This is a genomic window from Bacillus cereus group sp. BfR-BA-01523 (assembly GCF_022662615.1).
Classification (GTDB): Bacteria; Bacillota; Bacilli; order Bacillales; family Bacillaceae_G; genus Bacillus_A; species Bacillus_A mycoides.
Genome location: NZ_JAKUDX010000004.1, coordinates 14,213 through 39,548, shown reverse-complemented (window position 1 = coordinate 39,548; position 25,336 = coordinate 14,213). Strand labels below are relative to the sequence as shown.

Sequence of the window (25,336 nt, the reverse complement as noted above, 5' to 3'; positions counted from 1 at the left end):
TTATAAAGGAGAATTGCTGTATGGAGATTGCTAAAGGAGTAGAAATGCTACACATTGAATTTCAAGAATTTATTATTCACCCAATTCTTATATGGGATGATGAAATGGCAGTATTAATAGATACTGGATTCCCTGGACAAATTGAAGATATACGAATAGAAATGGGGAAGGTTGGAGTATCGTTTGATAAACTAAAAGCCGTGATTTTGACGCATCAAGATATAGATCATATAGGTAGTCTTCCTGAACTATTACAAAACTGTGGAAGTAATATAAAAGTCTATGCTCACGATCTAGATAAGCCATATATCGAGGGGGAGTTACCTTTGTTGAAGGATGCACAAGTACGGAATCCACCAAAAGGAAAAGTGGATGATACTTTGGTTGAAGGCCAAGAACTTCCATATTGCGGTGGTATTCTTATTATTCATACCCCAGGGCACACTCCTGGTCATATTAGTTTATATTTGAGACAAAGTAAAACTCTTATCGCTGGGGATTCAATGTATAGTGTAAACGGAATTTTAGGGGGAATTCATGCCCCAACTACTTTGGATATAAAAGAAGCGCAAAATTCTTTGAAGAAGTATTTAAATCTAGAAATTGATTCTGTAGTTTGTTACCATGGTGGATTAAGTAAGGGGAATATAAATGCACAAATTCAAGAGCTATAGATAAGAATTTTTTGTTAATCAGTGCTAAAGTATAATTTAATTGCTAGTATATAAATAAAACCCTTAAATTAATAAAGAGCATGTTTGAAGGAATTTCAAATGTGCTCTTTATTAAATATAATCAATTTAATTTTGATGACTTAATCCATTCCAATAAAACGAAACGATTTCTTTTGCTAATTCATCTATATTTGCAAGAGTAGGATTGTGATTCTCATCTTTAAAATTCCCGATTGATAATAAAGCTACGAAAGCATGGGCAGCAAATTTAGGATTTCCTTTAGGAATTTCTCCAAGGAGAATTGCGTTATCTAGCGCTTTTTCCAACACTTCATACATGTTATCCTCGGCATTTTTTAATTCCTTTAATTGCTCTTCAGATAAAGAAAGTTTTGCATCTTTCATAAAATTATTCATATCAATATCCATCGTTGCGTGTAAGTATACTGTAGCAAAGTTCAATAATCTTTCTTCCAAAGTTTTATTCGTAGAGAGTATTTGATCCATATTTTCTCTTATGCGCACCATCATTTGAATCATAGTAGCGGTAAATAGATCAGCTTTTGTTGAATAGTAATAGTAGACAGTTGCTTTTGTAACTCCACATTCTTTCGCGACCTCATCCATTGAAACAACTTGATAATTTTGAGTGAGAAATAACCTAGTTGCAACTTCTAAAATGATTTCTTTTGTAGACTTTGTATTTTTATTTTGACGAGGCCTTCCGAGAGGACGTTGTTTTTGATCCAAATACATTCGCTCCTGACATTTATTATTGAGATAATTATAACATAATTTTTTAATCATTCTTGATTAATTAACCGACCAGTATATATAATTAATGTTGGAGGAAAAAAAGGAAGGTGGGGTTTTATGAAAAAGCACCCGTTACATATGTTAGGGAGGCTTGTAGCAGGGAAGAATACGCAATGGATAACTTTATCGGTATGGATTCTTATTACATTAGTACTTTCATTTACGTTACCACAAGTAAACAGTACGAAAGAACCGAATCCGAAAAATTTACCTGAAACAGCTATGTCACAGCAAGCTGAAGCACTTATGAAAAAAGAATTTCCTAATAATGCAGGAAACCCGTTGTTAGTTGTATGGCATCGGGATGGTGGATTAGAGTCAAAAGACTACAAATTAATACAGGACGTTTATAAAGAGTTAAAAACGGACCTTTTAAAAGAACAATCATTGTTACCACCATTTGATACAATTCCAGAGCAAGTATTATCAAAAAGTGCATCAAAAGATGGTACATCATTTGTCACACCAATATTTTTTAATAAATCTGCTGGAACGGATATATTAAAAGGTAATTTAGAAGAGTTACGAAAAATAGTGAATAGTAAAGTGGATGAAGATCCGTTCAAACAAAAAATTACCGACTCTGGTTTACATGTTCGATTATCTGGACCTGTGGGTATTCAAACGGATGCGGTAAGTTTATTTAGTCAAGCTGATGTGAAATTATTAGTTGCTACTGTACTACTAGTATTGGTTTTATTAATTTTACTGTACCGTTCACCAATTTTAGCAATTTTACCTTTACTCGTTGTTGGTTTTGCATACGGAATTATCAGTCCGACACTGGGCTTTTTAGCAGACAATGGATGGATTAAAGTAGATGCACAGGCTATATCGATTATGACTGTCTTACTGTTTGGAGCAGGAACGGACTATTGTTTATTTCTTATTTCAAGATATAAAGAGTACTTGCTAGAAGAAGAAAGTAAGTATAAAGCATTGCAACTTGCGATAAAAGCATCAGGTGGAGCAATTATAATGAGTGCACTTACTGTAGTATTAGGGTTAGGAACGTTATTACTTGCTCATTATGGAGCTTTTCATCGATTCGCAGTTCCATTTAGTGTGGCTGTTTTCATTATGGGAATCGCTGCTTTAACGATTCTTCCAGCATTATTATTAATTTTCGGTAGAGTTGCATTTTTCCCATTCATACCGAGAACAGCTGAAATGAATGAAGAGTTTGCAAGAAAGAAAAAGAAAGTAGTAAAAGTAAAAAATACTAAAGGGTTCTTTAGTAAAAAACTTGGGGATATTGTTGTACGTAAACCGTGGACAATTATTATGCTAACCGTATTTTTATTAGGAGGCTTGGCTTCATTTGTACCGCGTATTCAATACACGTACGACTTATTAGAATCATTCCCGAAAGATATGCCATCACGCGAAGGATTTACATTAATTACGGATCATTTTTCAGCTGGAGAATTAGCGCCAGTAAAGATTGTAGTTGATTCAAAGGGAAAAGATTTACCTATTAAACAAGAAATAGAGAAATTATCTTTTGTTAATAAAGTGAAAGAGCCAATGAAGGGAAAAGAAAATAATCAATTGCAAATGTATGAAGTTTCTTTAGTGGAAAACCCATACTCAATTGAAGCGTTAGATCAAATCCCTGAATTGAAAAATAGTGTAAAAAAGGTATTAAAAGATGAAGGAATTAGTAAAGCTGAGAATCATTTATGGATTGGCGGAGAAACAGCTTCCTTATATGATACAAAGCAAATTACTGAACGGGATGAAGCGGTTATTATTCCGGTTATGATTAGTATCATCGCTTTACTTTTACTCGTGTATTTACGTTCAATCGTTGCGATGATTTACTTAATTGTAACTGTCGTTTTATCTTTCTTCTCTGCATTAGGAGCAGGCTGGATTTTACTGCATTTCGGTATGGGAGCTCCCGCGATACAAGGTGCGATACCGTTATATGCATTCGTATTTTTAGTTGCTTTAGGAGAGGATTATAATATCTTTATGGTTTCTGAAATATGGAAGAATAAAAAGAAACAAAATCATTTAGAAGCAGTTAAAAATGGTGTTATACAAACAGGTAGTGTAATTACATCCGCAGGTTTAATTTTAGCAGGAACATTTGCGGTATTAGGTACATTACCAATTCAAGTTTTAGTTCAATTCGGTATTGTGACAGCAATCGGTGTATTGCTAGATACATTTATTGTAAGACCACTGCTTGTACCTGCGATTACAGTCGTTTTAGGACGCTTCGCTTTTTGGCCAGGGAAACTTTCTAAAAAGAGAGAAGAAGTAAAAAAAATGGATATATAATAGAGAAGAGCCAAGGATATTTTCCTTGGCTCTTTTCTATGTAGTTCATTAATTTTTTGAAGTCAAATCATCAGTTACAACGTGATCAGCATCTTCAATGGTTGTTTCGGGCATTCCATATGAGCCGTTCATTGCTTGTTCTTCGATATTAAGATTTGCAGTATTATTATTTTGAATAGATGTAGTATTTTCGATAACATTTTCTTTTTTATTTACATTTTTGTCATTCATGTTTGAATCCTCCAAACGTCATTTGATTTATCCCGCATTAACGGGCAGTAAGACCTCCACCTCAAAATTCGGCGAAAACAAAGAAGTTAGGTGGGGGATCAACTGCCCGTAAAAGCCCGATTGGTTCAACTAATAATCAGTGGGGGATGAAGTGCCCCCCACTGATTAAAGTTTCACTTTATTAATAGTATGTGGATGGATTTCCAGAAATATGTGAACAAATTTCTGCAGATGTTATATAGTTAAATAAAAATCTTAGTATTAAATTTAAACTGTAAGGAGTGAACAAGTGTGGTGAAAACAAGAAAGTTAGCCTTCTAAAATAAAAATAAAATTTTAGGAGGCTATTAAAATGAAGTTTCATGTAATTGACAGAGAAAATTGGAATAGAGAGCAGTATTTTGAACATTATTTAAAATTAAAGTGTTCGTTTAGTATGACAGCGAATGTTGATATTACGATGATGCTAGAGGAAATACATCAAAAGGAAATCAAATTTTATCCGACTTTTATTTATGTAATTTCTAGAGTGATAAATAAACATACAGAATTTCGAACATGTTTTAATGATGAAGGAGTTTTAGGGTATTGGGAGGAAATGATACCTAGTTATACAATCTTTCATAAAGATGATAAATCTTTTTCAAGTATATGGACGGGTTATTCTAGCGATTTCCACATTTTCTATAAAAACTATGAAGAGGATATGAGATGTTATGCTAATGTTCATGGTTTCTTCACGAAAGAAAATATTCCGCCAAATATTTTTCCGATTTCTGGTATACCTTGGACTAGTTTTACAGGATTTAATTTAAATATTAATAATGATGGTGATTCTTTATTACCAATTATTACTTGTGGGAAATATTTCAATGATGGAAGCAGGGTTATGCTACCTGTTTCATTGCAAGTACATCATGCGGTTTGTGATGGATATCATGCGAGTCGATTTATAGAGGATTTACAGGAGCTAGCTAATACTTGTAACGAGTGGCTTAAGTAATATCTAATTATTAATTATATAAAATTGAAAATGAATAAGCGTTAAAATAAAAAGAAGAGAACATATGTATATTACATGTTCTCTTCTTTTTATTCATTCATATTAAGTAACAGTGGAAAATATAGGTTGATTTGTAGTTTAATAGTAAAGAGAGTGATTAGTTTTAAATTTCTTTATTTTATAATTATTCAAGGGTTCAAATGTTTTAATAGGGGGAAGGTAAAGTGAAATTCATACGTATTGAAAAAGATGAAATCCTAATTAATAATATGGCAAAATTGTATTGTAAAGCATTTGAGAAAACAAATTTTACTGAAATGATTGAGAGAATGAAAAGACATATAGAATATGCAGATTTTAAAGGTATAGTAGCAATAAATGATGAAAATGAGGTAGTTGGTTTTACTTATGGTTATCGCTCATTAGAAGGGCAGTACTATAATCAATTAATGAGAGAAGCGTTAAATCTAGAACAAGCAGACGAATGGTTACAAGATTGTTTTGAATTTGTAGAGTTAGCAGTTCACCCACAATATCGAAATGAAGGTCTTGGAATGAAATTACATAATGAATTATTAGAAGGGATTTCAAATAGAACGAGTATTTTAACAACACAAATAAACAATGAAAAAGCGCGTTCTTTATATAAAAGATTGGATTGGGTGGATGTATTAGAGCCATTTCACCCAAGTAAAAGTGATGCCCCATATGTAATAATGGGAAAAATATTAAAGACAAAAGTAAATTAATAACTATATCGTTCACAAAAGTTATCGCTTTATAACAATGAAGGGGAAAACAAAAATGACAATAATATCTATAGAAAAAGCTACAATTTTAGATGCTGAAAAGTTAACAGAAATAATGAAAAGAACATTTGATGAAGAAGCAAAGCGATGGTTATACGGCCAAGGTGATGTAATTGATTATAACATTCAACCGCCAGGATATTCTTCAGTTGAAATGATGAAATATTCAATTGAAGAATTGGATACTTACAAAGTGATAATGGATGAAAAAGTAATCGGGGGAATTATAGTTACGATCTCTGGTAAATCGTACGGAAGAATTGATCGTATTTTTGTAGAGCCTTTTCTTCAAGGAAAAGGAATTGGATCGCGGGTTATTAAGCTAATAGAAGAAAAATTTCCGAACATAAGGATTTGGGATCTTGAAACATCTAGTAGACAAATTAGTAATCATCATTTTTATAAAAAAATGGGCTATGAAATAATTTTTAAATCTGAAGATGAGTATTGCTATGTAAAAAGAAAAAATGTAGATGCAGTTGGAGAGAACCTAATTAAAAATAAAGATATGAAAAATGGTCAATACGAAAACTGTAATTTGGTTAATACAGAATATTATCAAGTAAATTTAAAAAATGGTGCATTTGTTGGTAGTAATATAATGCATATGAATATGAGTAATTGTAATGTAAGTCAATCAAAGTTTAGAAATATAAATTTTAGAAGGTCCTCATATGCAGATTTAAATATTTCTGGCAGTAAATTTAATTTTGTGACTTTAGGTGGAGTTCAATTTAGAGATACAAGCCTTGGAGAGAATAAAGATCCTATTTCATTTGATAGATGTGATTTGGAAAGTACTACAATACGTAGTAGTAATCTGAAAAATATTGAAATAGAAAATTGTGATATTACCGGTATGAAAATAAATGGTATTTCAGTAGAAGAACTGCTTGAGTTGTATAATAGGGTGAAAAATTAAATAAAAAATCACTTAGCATATTCTAAGTGATTTTTTCATTTTGAACGAGAGGGAATATAAGAGATGATGTTCAAAAAGCGAATATTATATCAAAATAATTATATAAAAATAACACAAAGAAATAAGGGTTGGCAGGATTTTAATATGGGATATTAGAATATGAATATTTGAATGGAGGGGAGAAAGATGGAGATTAACGTTAGAGCAGTAGAAATACAAGATGCTAGAGCAATTCATCGTATATGCATACAAGATGATGTTTTACCTTATATGGTTTTCTTACCTAGTATGCGTGTAGATGCAATGGAGAATAGAATTCGAAATTTAGCACAGAATCAATTTGAATTTGTAGCAGAATATGATGGAGAAGTTGTTGGATTTGTCGGTTTAACCCAAAGTCCAGGGCGAAGATCTCACTCGGGTGATTTATTCATCGGAGTAGATAGTGAGTATCACAATAAAGGAATTGGAAAAGCACTTCTTACAAAAATGCTTGATTTAGCTGATAATTGGTTAATGTTAGAGAGAGTAGAACTTGGTGTTTTAGAAACGAATCCGAAAGCAAAAGATCTATATGAAAAATTCGGGTTTGTAGTAGAAGGGGTAAAGGTAGGGAATTTGAAGGCTCACGGAAAGTTTATAAATGAAATTATGATGAGTCGTTTTAGACCTGATGGTTTAATTGTACATAATTAATATGTAAAAGCATGACAAATTAATGTCATGCTTTTTTAATTGTTATTTGCGATTCGGTAGTTTCGGTTGTAATAAAAATAATGCTAATCCAATGAAAATAATTGAAATTCCTAGTGCTTGTTGTAAAGTAATGATTTCACTCAAAATAAAATAGGCTAGAATACAAGTACCAATTGTTTCACCTAAAATACTCATCGAAATAACAGTAGCACTCATCCATTTTAATAACCAATTGAATATCGTTTGTCCTAAAATCGTTGCAATGAAAGCTAATCCAATAAAGGATAACCAAGTTTGTGTAGCATAATGAATGAAAGATTGTTGCTGCATACAAGCAAATATACCGAGAAAGCATGCACTACTTCCATAACTAATTATCGAATATGGTATAAGGGATAAATCTTTACGAATGTGTTGACTAATGAAAAAGTAAGCTGTAATAATTCCGGCCGCCATAAATGCTAAAATATCTCCGTATAAAGCGTCGCCACTAATTTGGAAATCTTGCCAACCAATGACGATACTTCCTGAAATGGCAATGAGGCAACCGATAACCGCTCCTTTCGTAAATCTCTCTTTAAATAAAAAGTAACCACCAATCATTGAAAATAAAGGTTGTAACGTTACGATAACTGTAGAACTTGCTACGGAAGTATATTGTAAGGATTCAAACCATAGTACATAATGTGCAGCTAAAAATAGCCCGGATAGAAATCCGAATCCCCATTGTTTTTTCGATAATGTTTTTAGTTCGTTTCGATTCCTTTTATTAAATAGTAATAACGGTAACAGAATTACTGTAGCAAATAATAATCGATAAAAAGCAATGATTGCTGCAGGAGCATCTGCCAATTTTACAAAAATTGCTGAAGTTGATAAGGCGAATACACCGAAAAATAAGATGAAATATGAAAGAATAGGTGATTTCAAACGTTGTCCCTCCGATAGAATGTTTATTATAATAAACTTAATGAGATATAATGTACAAAGGTAAGTATATAAGACCCTGAGACGATAGGAAAGGATTAGTTTCCTTTGTTTAGTATGTCGGCACAAAGGCAACGAAACATGCAATATGATGGACGAAAGGAAGTTTTTACAATGATACATGATAGACTCGGACAAACTGTATTAAGTTATCGTAAGAAAAATAAGATGACAATTCGTGAATTTGCTGATTATGCAGGGATTAGTACTTCACTAATTAGTCAAATTGAACGAGGATATGCGAACCCTTCTTTAAATGTATTGGAATTAATTGCGAAAGCATTAAATGTACCGCTATTTACACTTTTTATTAATGAGATTGATACAGATTCACTCATTTCTAAGAAAAAAGATCGAAAAAAAGTATATCGGGAAAATAATAATCACATTGTATATGATGTATTAACACCGGATTTTATGAAAGCGCGTATTGAAATGTTGATGATGGATTTAAATAAAAAAGCAAACACAACGGAAAGTCATTATTCACATGAAGATAAGGAAGAGATTGCGGTTGTCATGAAAGGGGAAGTGTATGTGGAATTAGAAGGACAAGAATATTTTTTAGAAGAAGGTGATGTTGTACGTATCCCACCAAACATGAAGCATCGATTTTTGAATAAAAGTGATGAATCGAATCACATTTTATTTGTATTAACGCCATCTTTAGGATGAGTATAAAGTGAGCTTTATAATGGGGGATAGAAAATGGAAGATAAAAGTGTTTTAAAAGGCGGCCTTTCAATTATTTCTCAATGCAAAAAACAAACAAATGATATTTGGCATGCACATTACGGGGCAGCTGCAATTGCTAGTTATTTTTTCATGAAAGATAATAATATTGAAAAAGAGATAGCTCGTAATATGCATTCCCATACAAAAATGATGCTGAACAAGCAAAACTTAGATGAAATCATCGATAGTAAAGAAGAAATTGATTTTCAAAGTGCCGAAAAAATGATAATAAAATCATTGGAAAATACAATTGATGAACTTCATTGGGTGGGGCATAATGTTATTTATGCGGCATTAAGTTTATTAGCTATGAAAGAACTACAAAAATGGGGCGATAATCAAGCAATAGAAGGGATAACGGACCTTATATTATCATTTCAAAAAACAATTCCCGGTAGATCGTGGATTGGTTTTACGACGAAGGAAGTAAAACGATTAAGTATAAAAGATGAGATACAAAGTGAATTAAGAAATTCAAAACAATTATCTAAGTTTATTTTAAATGAACTATCGGAGTTTAAGATTATTTATAGAGCAGAATCACATCATGATTTAATTGGCCATATGCTTACTTTTTCCCACGCAATTAATATAATGTATGATTTAGGATATAAAGATATATTTAAAAGAGGAATACGTCCACTTTTAAAACTAGTATACGTACTGCGTGCTAGTAAAAAGCTCATGCTGAATACTGAAATAAATCTACATTCACCTATAGATCATTTACCTTTAATTGAATCTAAACGTGCTAACGTATTACCAATGGAAAATCAATTTTGGCTAAAAGACTATAGTGAATTTGATTGGGATTTTGGACATGTTTTCAAATTTTCATATAGTTATTTTGATCATATAAAGAGAACTCCGGAATATAAAGATATAACATTAGAAAAATTCCGATTTGTTATTAATACGTAATGAAGTCAATGATCTGTATAAAGGGGCTAAATTTCAAATTTTTTGTTGATAGTATATTATTTTTATATTTGTAAGATTTTACATGCGTATTTTATTTTTACTTATTATGTAAGTAGGCTATACTAAAATACATATATTTTGAAATTGGAGCGAATAAAGACGACATGGAATTAGTGAAGTTAGAAAAAATAATTGAATTGAAAAAAGAAGAATTATTGAATCTAGTCTCAAATTATGGACTTCAACATGAAAAAGTAATAGCACTCAGCCAAGAAATTGACAAATTAATAAACTGGTTTATGTTTTTAAAATAGAAAGAACTATGACGTGAGTTGAATATGTTATAGTTCTTTTTTATTCATATATATTGTCTAATTTCTTACAGAATGCGCAAGTCGCTAGTCGACTATGATAATTTTTGGTTATAATAATAAAGGAATTATTAATTGTATCGGTTAGGGGCGCAGCAAATATGAAAACAGTCGTTGTCATCGGTGGAGGTATTACTGGACTTTCTACTATGTTTTATTTAGAAAAATTAAAGAAGGATTATAATATAGATTTAAATTTAATCCTTATTGAGAAAGAAGAGTATTTAGGTGGTAAAATCCACAGTGTGGAAGAAAATGATTTTATTATGGAATCTGGAGCAGATTCTATTGTAGCTCGTAATGAACATGTTTTGCCGCTTGTAAAAGATTTAAATTTAGAAAATGAAATGGTATATAACGAAACAGGTATTTCTTACATATACTCTGATAACATATTACATCCAATTCCTGCTGACACTATATTTGGGATTCCTATGAGTGTTGAATCATTATTTAGCAGTACGCTAGTCTCAAAAAAAGGGAAAATCGTTGCTTTAAAAGATTTTATTACGAAAAATAAGGAGTTTACAAAGGATACATCACTTGCTGTATTTTTAGAAAGCTTTTTAGGGAAAGAATTAGTGGAAAGACAAATTGCACCTGTGCTGTCAGGTGTATATTCTGGTAAATTGAATGAGCTTACAATGGCATCTACGTTACCATATTTACTTGAGTATAAAAATAAATATGGAAGTATTATTAAAGGTTTTGAAGAGAATAAAAAACAATTTCAGTCAGCAGGAAATAAAAAGTTTGTATCATTTAAAAGTGGACTATCTACGATTATTAATCGCTTAGAAGAAGTGCTGACGGAGACTGTCATTAATAAAGGCGCTGTAACAACAGTGATAAGTAAAAAAGGGGATCGGTATGAGGTTTCTTTTGCAAATCATGAGACAATACAAGCTGATTATGTCGTTTTAGCAGCTCCACATGATATCGCACAAACGTTATTACAGTCTAATGAGTTAAATGAGCATTTTAATAAATTTAAAAATTCATCGCTTATAAGTATTTACTTAGGTTTTGACATACTAGATGAACAACTACCGGCTGACGGCACAGGTTTTATCGTAACGAAAAACAGTGATTTACATTGTGATGCTTGCACATGGACAAGCAGGAAGTGGAAACATACATCTGGTAAACAAAAGCTATTAGTAAGAATGTTTTATAAGAGCACTAATCCAGTATATGAAACGATCAAAAGTTATAGTGAAGAAGAATTAGTACGAGTTGCTTTATATGATATTGAAAAGAGCCTCGGAATTAAAGGTGAACCGGAAGTAATTGAAGTTACAAATTGGAAAGATTTAATGCCGAAATATCATTTAGAACATAATCAAGCTGTTCAATCATTACAAGAAAAATTGGCCGTGCTTTATCCTAATGTATACTTAGCTGGTGCTTCATATTACGGTGTAGGAATTGGTGCTTGTATTGGAAACGGAAAGAATACTGCCAATGAAATAATTACGACATTGAATGAACAGTCAAAATAATAATATTGAATACATATGTAAATAAAATGTCCCTCCAACATAATGGAGGGACATTTTATTTGTAATTATTTAACATTAATTACAATCTTTTTATGATTGGCTTTATTCTCTTTAATAGTTAATGTTATTTTTCCAGATTCTTCAAAGGAATATGGTGAGAGCCGATAAAGTTCTTTAATACTATGTTTTTCTTTTATTTTATTTGTAGGAATTAATGTTATATTAGGCTTCCATGTTTCCTGTTTGCCTGAAGGGTAGTCTACTATTATTTCTGGATTATTTAATTGTATTGTTTCCCAAGAGACAAAATACAATTCAACTTCTGCATCTTTTTTTAGTAATTCTTCTGAGAAATAACCAAACTCACCAACATTACCAAAAACAGTGAAATTTTGATTTTGCAATTTAACATCTAAATATCTAGGTTGATATGTTGCTGCGTGATACATTCCGTATGAAAGAGAGAGTGTAGCAGCGATTAATATGCCAACTGAAAATGTCTTAAAGCTATTTCCTTTAAAACTTGTCATCATAAATGAGTTTGGTGTGAATTTTTTTGCGAATAAAAAAATGAGTAAAATGAGCAAGAGGGATAAGCCAATGAAAATATACATAAAGTTTAAGCACCTCCGTAATAAATATTTACTATTTTTCTATATTTTAACATGAGAAGGTATAAATTAGGGGTGGTTTTTAGAGGGGAATTAATAAATACAACGAAGTTATATATTATTAAGAGGATAAACATCGCTAGAAATATTTGATTTGTGGGACATTAAGGACTTTCCTAATTATAAATACTTTTTCTGCTATAATAAATGAGTAGAGAGAAAGGAGTGATCCTATGGTATTTCCTATGTTAGAAACAGAACGCTTGCGCTTAGTTGAAATAGAACAATCTTATTGTCAAAAAATATATGAAATATTCTCATTAGATGAGGTAACGTGTTATTACGGTATGAATTCTTTTACTGAGTTTGGACAAGCTTCACGTATGATTGAATCTTTTTCAAAAAATTACTTTGAGAAAAAGGCAATGCGTTGGGGGATTGTATTAAAAGACACAAATAATTTAGTAGGAACAATTGGATTAAATAATTTACAACTTTGGAGTAAACGCTCAGAGATTGGATATGATTTGCATCCTCGTTATTGGGGGAATGGTTATGCTTCTGAAGCTGCTCGAGAAATTATTACTTATGGATTTCGAGATTTAGGCTTATTTAGAATTGGAGCTATTACATATCCTGAAAATATAACTTCGTGTAATATGTTATCTAAATTAGGTTTTCAACAAGAAGGGCTGTTACGTGGATACATTCATCAAGGAAATAAACAACACGATGCATTAATGTATTCTATTGTACGAACAGATGTAGAGGATATTCATTATTAATAAAAAAGCCCCTCTTATTTAAAATAAGAGGGGCTTGTAAAAATCAACCTATTTTAGGTAATAAACGTTCTCCGCTTTTCATACTACTTTTACATAAAGGGCATTTAGGCTCTTCTTCAAATGAAAAGTTCTTTCTCATCCATCCTAAACAATCCTCTGATTCACATTCCCAAACAGGGGTTTGTTCTGGTGGTACTTCTGCTACATCGTTCTTTCGATTGCGATACATGTAACCACTCCTTTTATGTAAAAATTTTTAGTTATATATTAAAAAGGTTGTTAACCGAGCTGGTAACAACCTTTTTATTGATTGAATTATAGCTTTACAACGTTTTTAGCTTGAGGTCCACGGTTACCGTCTTCAACTTCGAAGCTAACTTCTTGACCTTCGTCAAGAGATTTGAAGCCGTCGCCAGTGATAGCTGAGAAGTGAACGAATACGTCGCTACCGTCTGCAACTTCGATGAAACCGAAACCTTTTTCGCTGTTAAACCATTTTACTTTACCTGTTAATGTCATGGTAATGCCTCCTAAAATTTAAAAAGATTACAATATGATCGGCCTTATTCGATTGAAAATAAAAGTTCACATATTATCAAAAATCCATAAGGAGTACAAAACATTCCTGATTGATACTTGATAATATGCAAAGAAAATATAGTGCTAAATTGACCTTAATTACTATCCTACAACAAATGGTGGGAAATAGCAAGTGCTGGTAATATCAGTGAATGAATTGGGCGATACTGGTAAAAGGCACGAAGACATCTCTTTTATTTATATATTATTCCTAATCTGAATTTATTCCAAACAGAAATCATTTATTTTAAAAAATATGTTTAAGGGAAACGATATATATTTTAAGAATACAGATGATTACAATAATAAGGAGGATAGAATATTGCTAAATAAACAATTTAAAATAATTGAAGCAGCAAAAGAAGGAAGAAGAAAAGTTCATCCTATTTTCGCTGTTATACTTGCAATTGTATTTTTAACTTTAGGTGAATTTTTCATGTTGTTTATGCTGTTTTTACCGAAAGCGGATACATCATTTGTAAAGGCAATTTATAATAATATTGAGATGATATTAACGTTTGGTGGGGCTATATTTTTTATTTTTTTATGGATTAGGTTTGTAGAGAAAAGGTCATTTTCATCCATTGGTTTTTGGAAAGTGCAATGGATGAGAAAGTATTTGAGAGGTGCGTTAATAGGATTTGTCTTCATTTCAATACCAGTAATTGTGCTTATATTAACAGGGATTGTAAAACTACAAATGCAACAAATTACGGCAACCGCCATATTTGGTATTGTAGGATCTTTAATTGCTTTTTTAATACAAGGCGCAACGGAAGAAATTATTGTACGAGGCTGGTTATTTCCAGTTATTTCTGTTAGAAGTCGTATATGGGTTGGGATTATAGTGACGTCCTTTTTATTTGGTTTTCTGCATTTACTTAATCCTGGTATTACAATCCTTTCAATATCGAATATAATATTAGTTGGTGTATTTGCAGCTTTTTACGTATTAAAGGACAGTAGTCTTTGGGGGATTTGTGCATGGCATTCCATTTGGAATTGGGCACAATATAATGTCTATGGTTTTGCAGTTAGTGGCATGACGATATATTCAACACCACTATTTAAACCTGTAACAAATGGGTCAGAAGTGCTTCATGGAGGCTCATTTGGTATTGAAGGTAGTATCATTACAACAATAATGCTTTCTATCGCTTCAATCGTTTTATGGAAACAGTTATGGGGGCGAAAAGTGAAACAACGAGATATTAGCTAATGAAAGAGGGAGAAAATATGGGGATTATAGCGTTTGAGGGAGCGAGTGCTGTTGGTAAGAGTAGCACATGTCGTGAACTAGAAAAAAATTATGGTGCATACATTATACCTGAAGTGAATTTTTTATTTGAAAGACCGAAAAATGAACATAATACATGGTATTTTGAAAAACAAGTAGAGCGCTGGAATATAGCAGTGCAGAAGTCGCAGCAATATGAAATTGTAATACTTGATGGTGATATTTATCAGCCACTTAGTTATAATTGGTGTTTCCATTTTGATATATTTAATCAGCCGTTATCTTTAATAGAAAACTTTTATAAAGAAAAGATGATAAATAGAGAAATTGGTTTTCCGGATCAATATTTTTATTTATATACAAGTGATGAAGAGCTTAGAAAACGGAAAGAGTCTGATGGGACGAAAAAAAGAAGAAACTTTGAAAAACATTTACATATATCTAAAGCATTTCAGCGTTATTATGAAAATCTCAATACAGTCACAGACGGGTACTGTAAATTGATTGAAGCAAAAAGTATAAAGTCGAATGAATTAGAAATTGTGAAAAGTTTAAACAGCTTAAAAGTATGTGAAGAAAGACGTTTTGATGTTTCGAGGTTAGATGCTATTACGAAGTGGTTAAAAGAAAATCGTGCATAAAGTAAAAACAACGAGTGTTTTAGAAGGCGCTCGTTGTTTTTTTGTTTCCATATAAATATAAAGGGAAATTTTGTAGAATATCTTTATTTTTTAACAGAATAATCTTTCAATTTAATAAAAAAAGAAATACAATATAAGGAAATGTATATAAATAATATGATAGGGGATGGGATGAACTATTTTGAATGAAGGAACTGTTTTATATAAGAAATAATGAGGTAGTAAGAACAGAGATATTTGGGAGGAAACAAGCAAGATGAAAACATTATTTAAAATCATAGGAATTATAGCTGGTATGGCGGTAATCGGGGTAGGTGTAACGTATGGTATGCTGTATTATCTGAATAATAGTAAACCAGCTGCGAAAAAGGCATCACCAGCCGCTCCGGCAGTAGAAGTGCTAGCTGATAGTAATGTAAAAGCCGAAGATGCAAAGATGTCAGAAAATGGAAACCACTCATTGCCGAATAGTGGTTTTAATAAAAACTTCAAATGGACAGATGAGAACATACAGACAGCACTACATGAAATGGCACATCAAAAAACGAAAGCTGATCAAAAATGGGGCTATATTTTTATTACACAAGAACGTATTGAAAGTTTACTTGAAATTATAAATAGTAATGATGTTGCACAAAAAAGTACATATGTGGATATTTTAGAACGATGGAAACAAGGAAAATATGAAAAGGTTGATGTAGACCACAACAAGATTTGGAAATTACAAAGTGGGAATTTAGGAGAAGGGAAAGGAGTAATGTCAGAAAAGGAGCAAAAAGAATTAATTAATCAAGTTTTTATACAAAAAGGTACATATTCAGGTAGTAAATTAATTGCAGGTGAGGTACAAGCTAATAAATAATATACATATTGATTTTGAAACACCTGTATTGTTATGAACACAAATGTTTTAACAAAAATGAGTAATTGCTTTTTAGAGCAGTTACTCATTTTTGTTATTACTCGCTTACTTTTCTATTCTCTCTAATAATGTAAGAAACGATTGCAAAACTGGGGATATCCATCTAGATTTATGATAGATTACGTGGCTTTGAATGACGGCTGGAGTTTCGATGGGCTGAAAACAGAGTTGTTCTTTTTGATTACTTTCTTGTACAACGATGTAAGGGAGAATAGAAATTCCTAACTCACACATAACGGATTGTTTAATGACTTCAACATTGGAAGTCTCAAATGTTTTATTAGGATTTCTTGCGCTTTGACGTAAAAAACGATCTACCATTGGTCTATAGCCACAGCTTTGTTCTGTAAATATAAATTGAGTATCTTGTAATAAAAGGAGTGGATCAGTGTTTGAAGGGAAATGAGCAGGGAAAATCCATCCAAATGTTTCATTACATAAATTGCACGTAATAAAATCATTATGCTCTATACTTTCTCCAATTATGAAGATAACATCGGTTTCTCCTTCATGTAATTTTTTCAATGCTTGCTCATTGGTATTTGTCTCAAGTACGATATTTACTTTCGGATTTTCCTGTTTGTAAGTACGTAATAATTGTGGTAACCGATACACTGCCAATGATTCATTAGATGTAATAGCCAATGTTCCTTCTAAATGGTCACTGTTTTGAGGGATTTCTTGCGCTTTATCATAAATAGTAAGTAATTCTAATGCATACGGATGAAATTGATGACCTGCTTTTGTAAGAAGTATTTTTTTTCCTAATCGATCGAATAGGGGAATGTTTAAATCGTTCTCTAATGCTTTAATATGGGCTGTCACAGTAGATTGCGCATAACCTAATGCATGAGCAGCTTTAGAAAAGGTACCATATTTAACAATGGCACAAAATGTTTTAACATGTCTCATTTCCATAAATGATACCTCTTTTATTATCATGATTTGTGAATGATTATATCATGTATTTCAATTTTTCAAATCATTAAATTTCTTTTAAAATTAAGTTGTGGAGAAATTCATTCAATTGAAATTGGAGGAGAAAAAATGAGTGAAAAGAGCTATCATGTAGCTGTAGTTGGAGCTACAGGCGCAGTAGGGCAAAAAATCATTGCATTGTTAGAGAGAGTAACGAAATTTAATATAGAAGAAATTACATTACTCTCGTCAAAACGATCTGCTGGTAAGATAGTACAATTTAAAGGACGAGAGATTAAAATACAAGAGGCAAAATCAACTAGTTTTGAAGGTGTAGACGTTGCCTTTTTTAGCGCTGGGGGAGAAGTTTCTAGACAATATGTAAATCATGCAGTTTCTAGTGGTGCAATCGTAATTGACAACACAAGTGAATACCGAATGGCACACGATGTACCACTCGTCGTTCCAGAAGTAAATGCACATACTTTAAGGGAACATAAAAGGATCATTGCAGTTCCGAATTGCTCAGCACTACAGATGGTAACAGCTCTTCAGCCAATTCGAAAATCATTTGGTTTAGAACGAATTATTGTTTCAACGTATCAAGCCGTATCAGGCTCAGGAATTCATGCGATTCATGAATTAAAAGAACAAGCTAAGTCAATGCTTACAGGTGAAGAAGTGAAGAGCACTATATTACCAGTGAAAAAAGATAAAAAACATTATCCAATTGCATTTAATGTTTTGCCGCAAGTGGATATATTTACAGACAACGATTTCACATTCGAAGAAGTAAAGATGATTCAAGAGACGAAGAAAATTTTAGAAGATCCAAATCTGAAAATGGCAGCTACTTGCGTCAGAGTTCCAGTTGTATCGGGGCATTCTGAATCGGTTTATATTGAACTTGAAAAAGAAGCGACCGTTGCAGAAATTAAAGAAGTACTACTGAATGCACCAGGTGTTATTTTACAAGATAATCCTAGTGAACAAATTTATCCAACGCCATTATATGCAGAGGGTAAAAGAGATACATTTGTAGGTAGAATACGCAAAGATCCGGATACGCCAAAAGGATTCCATCTTTGGATTGTTTCTGATAATTTATTAAAAGGTGCGGCTTGGAACTCAGTTCAAATCGCAGAGACATTGGTGGAAAAGGGGATTATTTAGTATAAATTTATATAAACATTGAAAATAGGAGGATATATGGGAAACCGTTAATTATAATGGTTTCCCATTTTTTACTTAATGAGTATTCTCCTAACTTCAATTTGAATTTAATGTAAGTTAGTTTTTATAGTGTTTCTATAAATATCAATTTTATTTGCAGAGAATTTTAAAAACCTAGGCTCTCCATTAATTGTGAGATAAATATTAATTGAGATTGGCATCTAAACCTTTTTCACTACATCTTCTATAGCAAAATACTCATTTTCTTTTTCGTTATAAAAAACAATGGAACTAATTAATACCTCGTTATTTTCAATATCAATACTACACATCATAGGGAATTTCTCATCATTATGTATTATTAATTCGCCCAGTACTATTGAACCGTTTAATTCTTCTGTGAAATTTATAGTTTCCACTGGCTTTACCCACGTTTCATCGCACTCTTCATTTTCCTCTTCATCTATTGCCCATTCCCATATTGGGTTTTGTTTCAGGTCCTCAATAGTTAATTCATCAATTGGTTTGCTATTACACATTAATATATACTCCTTTTGCCCTGAAAATGGATGAGTAAAAAATTTATTCATTAATTGTAAAATGTGGCTATTTGCAATCCTATAAATACAAGTTTGCTCGTTTCAATAAATAGTTGATCGCAAATAAGAAGTTTCAATGTAGAGTGTTATCCATTTGATATTATTAAATCTAGTTTTGTAATGTTCAACGTATTTTTACAACCTATTAAAAGTCTATTCTTACGGTAATCTTAACAAGGTTTTAACTAGACAGAAAATAATGCCTTTTGAAAAGGAAAACCGTGGTTGTGATGGGGGAAATAGTAAAAAACATCAAGAATGAACAAAAGTGTTTTGGTATGATATGGAATATATTCAATGTGAGGGGGAGATTATGGTGTATCAAGTAAAGGGGTACTTTTCATCGCTAAAAGGAAGTCATTATGAAGTTGGAAAACAGCAAGGGGAGTTTGTGAAAAATCATCCGTATCTCATTCCACAATTTATGCAGCAAGAAAATTTAATATCAGATAGCCATTGGACAGAATCTAGAAATGTACTAAAACAATATTGTCCAGGAATTAATGAAGAAATTGAAGGGTTTTGCGAAGTATTGAAAATTCCTTCTAGAAATATGATGTATTATTATCAAACACTATTAAAAGCAGGTTGTAGTCATTGTGCAGTATTACCTAGAAAAACTGATTCAGAGCATACATATGTATTAAGAAATTATGATTTATCACCCAAAATAGATGATATGCGTTTTTGTTCGACGCATGTTGGAGGTGCATATGCACATAGTGGCTTTTCTACTCAATATTTTGGCCGAACAGAAGGAGTTAATGAGCATGGGTTATCTATTACATTTTCAGCATGTGGTCAACCTGTAGGGAATATTGAAGGTTTAAGAAAACCGATGGTAAATGGTTTGCAATGTTTTGCGGTAATTCGAGTAATATTGGAGAAATGTAGAAATACGCATGAAGCTACATCTTTAATAAAAGAAATGCCTATAGCAAGTAATATTAATATAATTGTAGCTGATCCTTTAAACGCAGCGCATATTGAAATATTTGACGGGCATAAATCAATAACAACAATTAATGAGGAAAGTCAAGCTTTTACCGTATCAACAAACCATGCAGTCAGTTCACCTATTCAGAAATTAAATAATAGGAAATTAGAACAATCTACAAAAAGATATCGCATTTTACATGAGCATTTAAATCGAAATGAACAGGTGAGCATGGAATCTTTAAAAGGATTGGTAGAAGAAGAATATCCTATCGGGGTGACGGTGCATAATTATGAAGAATGGTTTGGGACTTTGCATTCTGTATTAATTGATTTACAGGATCGTACATTGAATATTTGCTTCGGATCGCCACTTTTAAACGAGTGGTACTCATTGAAAGTTGGAGAAAGCCTTCCGTTTTCTGAAGTGAATGTGAACTTTAAAAATAAAACTTATGCTGACTTTTGGAGAGAAGAGAAAAATGAAATGACTCCTAAAGATTAAAAAGGAATAAGATGGTAAAATGAAGGAGCGGAAATAGACAGGAGGGATTGCCATTGCTACAAGCTATGTTACCAATTGTTCTAATCCTTTTTCTAGTCGTTTCGATGTATATAACTTATCAAAAAAGAAAAAAAGCAGGGATAAAAGGATTAAAAAGTGCATTAACTTCTATTTGTTGCTTTTTAATTGCAATCTTAAATTTGTTTGCATATTGGTTTCATTTTGGTGGTATTTTTACTTGGTTATTTTCAATCGTATTATTGCTAGTTGGAGCATATTTTACAAAATATATTCCAATCTCAAAAAAGGTGCACTAAAATTATATGAGTTTAATATGTAATGTTTTATTTCAATGTGCTATAGATGCCTTTAAATCAATGCTTTTGAGCATTTTGATATGTGTTTGCAAACACATATCAAAATATACTCTTCGCGAATGTTTTCACTGCATCTTCTTGCATATTGGGTAAGACATGAGAATATACCCTTAAAGTTAAAGAGATATCAAATGCCAATGACAGAATTCATGAAGTTTGTAAAGTGCGAGAACGAAGGTGTTTTTGACATCAAGCAGATGTATAACGCGGAAAAAGCTTTCAAGAAAGTGCAGAACCACCGAAATCTACATTTTGCTTACATGGGTATGCGAGTAAATGTAGCTGGTAAGTGGGGTACAATCGTTGGAAACTGGAAAACTAATTTGTTAGTTTTGTTCGATGGGGAAATAGAAGCGTACAACTGCCACCCTTATTGGGAAATTGCTTACTTCGATGAAGAGGGCAATGTGGTTCATAGCTATCAAAAGGGAGAGTATGCGATATAAGTAAAAAAGGACGAGCAGTCTTACCTACTGTCCTTTATAGGAGAAAAATTATTCTGGACTAGAACTACGAATAACCAGAAAACGCGCTTTTAACCAGTGTTGTCAAAGATGTAATAATTTATGCAACAAAAAAGCTTAGTCGGAATTCAAAACACCAAAATGGCTTGCATTGGTAAACAGGCTCAAAAGTAGTATATGCAAAATGAAAAATTCCATACAAAAAGCAGACAACAATTTTGGTTGTCTGCCAGTGAGTCGAATGAGTTAGCTAATTGTGATAAATTGCTTTCCCATTACAAGAAGAGTGAAGCTGCTAGTTCAAACAGCTTGTAGGTAGTCTTTTCGATATTTTAAAAAATATACAGAGAAAGCAGATAAGTGACGAATCTACCTGCTTCTGCTGTAACAAAAGAAAGAAGTATTAGCCGTGGATACGGCGGCTTGAAAATAGTATGTATTGGTTTTGAAAAAATATTCAAGGAGTGAAGGGAAATGGGATGGGGACAAATTTGAGGGCTATTCACTCGAACAGCTTCGTACCCGTCACAGTCGTTATCCTATTGTGACGGGTATCTGACTTATATTATTGAGGGAACGGGACGGAAGGGTGCCACGGTATTGTTACAGGAATCCAGACGGACCTGCGCGCTTACCCCAGCATTCGCGAGCTGCGTCACGGCATTCAAGATAGCAGATCTTCTGCCAGATTTGACGGCTACGTTATAGTTCACGACTAGGGGACGAACTGGGTCCTGAGGGGGAAATCGATTGAGAATTGCTTGATGATAGGTTGTTCTTAACGTGACGTTCGCTGTCAGCGTGATACCTTTTATAGTAATACCAGTCAGCGTTGTCCCGTTAAATGAGGTGAGTTTGACTGTAAGCATGTAACGGTTTTGCATATTTATTTTTCCTTTATTATTAGACTTAATTTATTTTATGCTTGTCTAACAATTTAGTGTAGACACTTGCATCATAATAAGTTGAAAGAAATATAAGATTATATTTTGATAAGGCGTGGAGATTAAAAAAAGGCAGTTGAACAAAAACGTTATTTGAATAAAAGCTAGTTGACTAGTTTTTAACACTCACTGAAATTAATACTCATAATATACTTTGTAATAAATTATATGGAAGTGAGTTGAATACTAATGTTTTATTCATATTTTGATACCCGAGATAGAATGCGTCCGTATGGTACCGCGGGTATTACGTATAGCGGAGCACAAAGTACAATTCAAGCTGTTCAACAAGCGTTACAAGCACAGCAGCAGATGCAACAAATACAGCAAGGCATACAACCGTACTATTTATCTATGGAGTATTATTATCCAATGCATCATATTACACCATACGGAATTTCTGTTTCAACAATTCCATATGGAACTGTATACAATTTATAAAAATATGCGGGGGAATAAATTTGAGTATTTATATAAGGGCGCAAGTACAGAGCGCCCTTATAAGAAATGATTCGTATCTGATGAATTAATACTCAATTAAATGTGTAATTAAGATTAATATAAAAATTTTATTTTGTATGTATTTGAAACACGAAAAGAGCACTTAATAAAGTGCTCTCATGACGAGATCATTCACTCAAAAGAAAGGAATACACCATATCATACGAAAATATTTTGAAATGCTCTTGGGTAAATTAATTATTATTTGTAAAAAAAGCAGCTAGCAAAAGCTAACTGCTCGGATATGATGGGGATTAATGGAAGAACAGAGAAATATGATTAGTGTCTCTCTGTTTTTTATATTATTCGCAAATAAATCCGGTTGCTATACCAGTTGGAGCAACACCTACTGGGACCGTATCAATGACCGTATTTGTAGCAGTATTGATGACAGAAACAGTATTACTAGCTTGGTTTGTAACATAGGCACGAGTGCCATCTGGTATGATAGTCACTTGGTCTGGTGATAGTGCAACCGGAATGGTATCGATGACGGTGTTTGTCAACGTACCTATTACAGATACATTATTACTTACTTTATTTACAACGTAAACACGAGCTCCATCCGGTGTAATAGCTATACCAACAGGTTCGGTACCTACGTTAATTGTATCAATAACGGAATTTGTAGCGGTGTTAATAACAGAAACAGTATTGCTGTTTTGATTTGTGACATAAGCACGAGTCCCATCTAGTGTGAAGACGATTATCCTAGGTCGAATACCGACATTAATGGTACCGACAACTGTGTTGGTAGCAGTAGCGATAACAGAAATTGTATTACTTAATTCGTTTGCAACATACGCAAGGGCCCCATTTGGTGAAACAGTAATTCCTTGCGGAGCGATTCCAACATTAATGGTACCAACAACTGTGTTGGTAGCAGCGTTAATAACAGAAACTGTATTATTACCATGATTTCCAACATAAACAGTTGTGTTATTTGGAGAAACAGCTACACCAATTGGATTATTTCCAACAGGGATGGTAGCGATAACTGTATTAGTGGCAGTATCAATAACGGAAACGGTATTAGAAAAAATATTAGTAACATAAGCACGAGTCCCATTTGGTGAAACTGTTACTTCAAGAGGTGCATTATCTACAGTGATTGTATCGACTACTGTATTTGTTCCGGTGTTAATTACAGATACTGTATCATCTGCAGGATCATCAATGGCTCCTGCGTTTGTAGCATAAACAAGGAAATTACATCCAGGTCCCGTCGGTCCAGTAGGCCCAGTAGGTCCAGTAGGCCCCGGTGGGCAATCACAATCTCCCGATGGCCCAGTAGGTCCCGGTGGTCCTTCAGGCCCTTGAATACCTTGCACGCCTTGAGGTCCAGTAGGTCCTTCAGGCCCTTCAGTTCCTTGAATGCCCTGCACGCCTTGAGGTCCAGTAGGTCCTTCAGTTCCTTCAGGCCCTTCAGGCCCTTGAATGCCTTGCACGCCTTGAGGTCCAGTAGGTCCTGGTGGCCCAGGAACTCCTGTTCCTGTCCCTGAACCAGTAGGTCCTGGTGGTCCTTGAATGCCTTGGATACCTTGCACACCTTGAGGTCCAGTAGGTCCTTCAGGCCCTTCAGGCCCTTCAGTTCCTTGAATGCCTTGAACGCCTTGAGGTCCAGTAGGTCCTTCAGGCCCTTCAGGCCCCGTAGGCCCCGTCGTTCCAGTAATGTTTAATAGTGAACTATTCAAGACTCCTTGTAAAATTAAGCTAAATGTCTGCTGTAACAAGGGGTCCGATATATTTGAACAACTAATAAGTGAAGACAAGTTTTGGAATAGAAATTGGAATAATGCTGAAATTTGAGTGAGAGTTGCAGTAGGTAAAGAATTGATTAATTGGTTTATAGTTCGTAAAACTAAATTTCTATTTGGTGTATTTGGTTGTACTGCTATTAATAAATCATTTAATGCCTGTAATGCTGTTTGGAGTATTTGTCTAGTTGTAGGATTTGGTGTTGTGAAGAAAGAAAGGATAGCTTGGTTTAATTGGTTTATTATTTGCAATAATTCTTGTTGTTGAGAATCTGAGAAAAAAACAGGTGTACAACAATTACTTTGATTACAAGGGGATACAGAAATAAAGCAGGGGAGCTGAAACTTATCACACGAATTTGGTGAATTTGACTTATTATTATGTCTCATAAATAACTCCTCTAAAAAAATTTAAATGTTAGATATGTCTT

The 25,336-nt window shown here is 32.9% G+C and carries 27 protein-coding genes and 2 pseudogenes; 19 read left to right on the top strand and 10 right to left on the bottom strand.

Features of this window, described 5'->3' with window-relative positions:
• The first annotated feature begins 20 nt into the window (after positions 1–20).
• Positions 21–674, top strand: coding sequence for an MBL fold metallo-hydrolase (locus tag MR066_RS12170; RefSeq protein ID WP_242247340.1), 654 nt, complete (start codon positions 21–23; stop codon positions 672–674).
• 126 nt (positions 675–800) lie between these two features.
• On the opposite strand, the gene MR066_RS12165 is transcribed toward MR066_RS12170, so the two are convergent.
• Positions 801–1,424 (bottom strand): TetR/AcrR family transcriptional regulator, encoded by a 624-nt coding sequence (locus MR066_RS12165; RefSeq protein WP_002085667.1) that lies wholly within the window; start codon positions 1,422–1,424, stop codon positions 801–803.
• A 123-nt stretch (positions 1,425–1,547) separates the two neighbouring features.
• On the opposite strand from MR066_RS12165, the gene MR066_RS12160 reads away from it, so the two are divergent.
• Positions 1,548–3,779, top strand: coding sequence for an MMPL family transporter (locus MR066_RS12160; RefSeq protein ID WP_242247338.1), 2,232 nt, complete (start codon positions 1,548–1,550; stop codon positions 3,777–3,779).
• A 48-nt stretch (positions 3,780–3,827) separates the two neighbouring features.
• On the opposite strand, the gene MR066_RS12155 is transcribed toward MR066_RS12160, so the two are convergent.
• Complete coding sequence (locus MR066_RS12155) at positions 3,828–4,010, bottom strand: DUF4021 domain-containing protein (protein ID WP_002141724.1); 183 nt, start codon at positions 4,008–4,010, stop codon at positions 3,828–3,830.
• Positions 4,011–4,362: 352 nt separating this feature from the next.
• On the opposite strand from MR066_RS12155, the gene catA reads away from it, so the two are divergent.
• The 4 genes from catA (at position 4,363) to MR066_RS12135 (ending at position 7,440) form a co-directional block, all read left to right on the top strand.
• Positions 4,363–5,013, top strand: coding sequence for a type A chloramphenicol O-acetyltransferase (catA, locus tag MR066_RS12150; RefSeq protein WP_002141726.1), 651 nt, complete (start codon positions 4,363–4,365; stop codon positions 5,011–5,013).
• Between the two features lie 224 nt (positions 5,014–5,237).
• A complete protein-coding gene (locus tag MR066_RS12145; RefSeq protein WP_002141727.1) occupies positions 5,238–5,762 on the top strand; it encodes a GNAT family N-acetyltransferase in 525 nt (174 codons plus the stop codon).
• 37 nt (positions 5,763–5,799) lie between these two features.
• A complete protein-coding gene (locus tag MR066_RS12140; protein ID WP_242247336.1) occupies positions 5,800–6,744 on the top strand; it encodes a GNAT family N-acetyltransferase in 945 nt (314 codons plus the stop codon).
• A gap of 186 nt (positions 6,745–6,930) precedes the next feature.
• The gene (locus tag MR066_RS12135; RefSeq protein ID WP_002085659.1) at positions 6,931–7,440 is read left to right on the top strand and encodes a GNAT family N-acetyltransferase; all 510 of its coding nucleotides are present in this window, start codon (positions 6,931–6,933) and stop codon (positions 7,438–7,440) included.
• A gap of 42 nt (positions 7,441–7,482) precedes the next feature.
• Here MR066_RS12135 and MR066_RS12130 read toward each other — a convergent pair whose 3' ends face one another.
• Positions 7,483–8,370, bottom strand: a complete 888-nt coding sequence (locus tag MR066_RS12130; protein WP_002085657.1) for a DMT family transporter — start codon at positions 8,368–8,370, stop codon at positions 7,483–7,485.
• Between the two features lie 171 nt (positions 8,371–8,541).
• Between MR066_RS12130 and MR066_RS12125 the strand changes: the two genes are divergently transcribed.
• From MR066_RS12125 to MR066_RS12110, 4 genes are all read left to right on the top strand, one after another.
• A complete protein-coding gene (locus MR066_RS12125; protein WP_033708329.1) occupies positions 8,542–9,102 on the top strand; it encodes a helix-turn-helix domain-containing protein in 561 nt (186 codons plus the stop codon).
• A 33-nt stretch (positions 9,103–9,135) separates the two neighbouring features.
• Complete coding sequence (locus MR066_RS12120) at positions 9,136–10,083, top strand: hypothetical protein (RefSeq protein WP_242247334.1); 948 nt, start codon at positions 9,136–9,138, stop codon at positions 10,081–10,083.
• Positions 10,084–10,247: 164 nt separating this feature from the next.
• Positions 10,248–10,397 (top strand): aspartyl-phosphate phosphatase Spo0E family protein, encoded by a 150-nt coding sequence (locus MR066_RS12115; RefSeq protein WP_002012842.1) that lies wholly within the window; start codon positions 10,248–10,250, stop codon positions 10,395–10,397.
• 158 nt (positions 10,398–10,555) lie between these two features.
• Positions 10,556–11,956: a protoporphyrinogen oxidase gene (locus MR066_RS12110; RefSeq protein ID WP_242247332.1), complete on the top strand. Its 1,401-nt coding sequence runs from the start codon at positions 10,556–10,558 to the stop codon at positions 11,954–11,956.
• A gap of 65 nt (positions 11,957–12,021) precedes the next feature.
• Here MR066_RS12110 and MR066_RS12105 read toward each other — a convergent pair whose 3' ends face one another.
• Complete coding sequence (locus MR066_RS12105) at positions 12,022–12,570, bottom strand: hypothetical protein (protein WP_242247331.1); 549 nt, start codon at positions 12,568–12,570, stop codon at positions 12,022–12,024.
• 230 nt (positions 12,571–12,800) lie between these two features.
• On the opposite strand from MR066_RS12105, the gene MR066_RS12100 reads away from it, so the two are divergent.
• Positions 12,801–13,352 (top strand): GNAT family N-acetyltransferase, encoded by a 552-nt coding sequence (locus MR066_RS12100; protein ID WP_002031946.1) that lies wholly within the window; start codon positions 12,801–12,803, stop codon positions 13,350–13,352.
• 43 nt (positions 13,353–13,395) lie between these two features.
• Here MR066_RS12100 and MR066_RS12095 read toward each other — a convergent pair whose 3' ends face one another.
• Together MR066_RS12095 and cspD are read right to left on the bottom strand one after the other, a co-directional pair.
• Entirely contained in the window at positions 13,396–13,581 is a 186-nt protein-coding gene (locus MR066_RS12095) for a cold-shock protein (protein ID WP_000286202.1), read from the bottom strand.
• A gap of 86 nt (positions 13,582–13,667) precedes the next feature.
• A complete protein-coding gene (cspD, locus tag MR066_RS12090; protein ID WP_002012849.1) occupies positions 13,668–13,871 on the bottom strand; it encodes a cold-shock protein CspD in 204 nt (67 codons plus the stop codon).
• A gap of 382 nt (positions 13,872–14,253) precedes the next feature.
• On the opposite strand from cspD, the gene MR066_RS12085 reads away from it, so the two are divergent.
• The 3 genes from MR066_RS12085 to MR066_RS12075 all read left to right on the top strand — a co-directional run bounded on the left by MR066_RS12085 (position 14,254) and on the right by MR066_RS12075 (position 16,671).
• Positions 14,254–15,150, top strand: coding sequence for a CPBP family intramembrane glutamic endopeptidase (locus MR066_RS12085; protein ID WP_242247329.1), 897 nt, complete (start codon positions 14,254–14,256; stop codon positions 15,148–15,150).
• Positions 15,151–15,167: 17 nt separating this feature from the next.
• Entirely contained in the window at positions 15,168–15,809 is a 642-nt protein-coding gene (locus MR066_RS12080; protein WP_242247327.1) for a DEAD/DEAH box helicase family protein, read from the top strand.
• A gap of 256 nt (positions 15,810–16,065) precedes the next feature.
• On the top strand, positions 16,066–16,671 hold the full coding sequence (locus tag MR066_RS12075) for a PRK06770 family protein (protein ID WP_242247325.1): 606 nt from the start codon (positions 16,066–16,068) through the stop codon (positions 16,669–16,671).
• Positions 16,672–16,776: 105 nt separating this feature from the next.
• Here MR066_RS12075 and MR066_RS12070 read toward each other — a convergent pair whose 3' ends face one another.
• Entirely contained in the window at positions 16,777–17,649 is an 873-nt protein-coding gene (locus tag MR066_RS12070) for a LysR family transcriptional regulator (protein ID WP_242247323.1), read from the bottom strand.
• A gap of 129 nt (positions 17,650–17,778) precedes the next feature.
• Here MR066_RS12070 and MR066_RS12065 point away from each other — a divergent pair, with 129 nt between their 5' ends.
• Entirely contained in the window at positions 17,779–18,822 is a 1,044-nt protein-coding gene (locus tag MR066_RS12065) for an aspartate-semialdehyde dehydrogenase (protein ID WP_242247320.1), read from the top strand.
• Between the two features lie 107 nt (positions 18,823–18,929).
• Here the strand turns inward: MR066_RS12065 and MR066_RS12060 are convergent.
• Positions 18,930–19,361: pseudogene (locus tag MR066_RS12060) on the bottom strand (hypothetical protein).
• Positions 19,362–19,737: 376 nt separating this feature from the next.
• On the opposite strand from MR066_RS12060, the gene MR066_RS12055 reads away from it, so the two are divergent.
• Together MR066_RS12055 and MR066_RS12050 are read left to right on the top strand one after the other, a co-directional pair.
• A complete protein-coding gene (locus tag MR066_RS12055) occupies positions 19,738–20,862 on the top strand; it encodes a C45 family autoproteolytic acyltransferase/hydrolase (protein WP_242247319.1) in 1,125 nt (374 codons plus the stop codon).
• Between the two features lie 53 nt (positions 20,863–20,915).
• Positions 20,916–21,179 (top strand): hypothetical protein, encoded by a 264-nt coding sequence (locus tag MR066_RS12050; RefSeq protein WP_215560407.1) that lies wholly within the window; start codon positions 20,916–20,918, stop codon positions 21,177–21,179.
• A gap of 99 nt (positions 21,180–21,278) precedes the next feature.
• On the opposite strand, the pseudogene MR066_RS27370 reads toward MR066_RS12050, so the two are convergent.
• A pseudogene (locus MR066_RS27370) lies at positions 21,279–21,368 on the bottom strand (tyrosine-type recombinase/integrase); the annotation flags it as partial.
• 2 nt (positions 21,369–21,370) lie between these two features.
• Here MR066_RS27370 and MR066_RS12045 point away from each other — a divergent pair.
• Both MR066_RS12045 and MR066_RS12040 read left to right on the top strand, forming a co-directional pair.
• The gene (locus MR066_RS12045; protein ID WP_201052091.1) at positions 21,371–21,685 is read left to right on the top strand and encodes a hypothetical protein; all 315 of its coding nucleotides are present in this window, start codon (positions 21,371–21,373) and stop codon (positions 21,683–21,685) included.
• 1,151 nt (positions 21,686–22,836) lie between these two features.
• Positions 22,837–23,088 carry a DUF3947 family protein gene (locus tag MR066_RS12040; protein ID WP_002085634.1) on the top strand — a complete coding sequence of 84 codons (252 nt, stop codon included), beginning with the start codon at positions 22,837–22,839 and terminating at the stop codon, positions 23,086–23,088.
• A gap of 362 nt (positions 23,089–23,450) precedes the next feature.
• On the opposite strand, the gene MR066_RS12035 is transcribed toward MR066_RS12040, so the two are convergent.
• The gene (locus MR066_RS12035; protein WP_242247302.1) at positions 23,451–25,295 is read right to left on the bottom strand and encodes a YVTN family beta-propeller repeat protein; all 1,845 of its coding nucleotides are present in this window, start codon (positions 25,293–25,295) and stop codon (positions 23,451–23,453) included.
• Between the last annotated feature and the right edge of the window lie 41 nt (positions 25,296–25,336).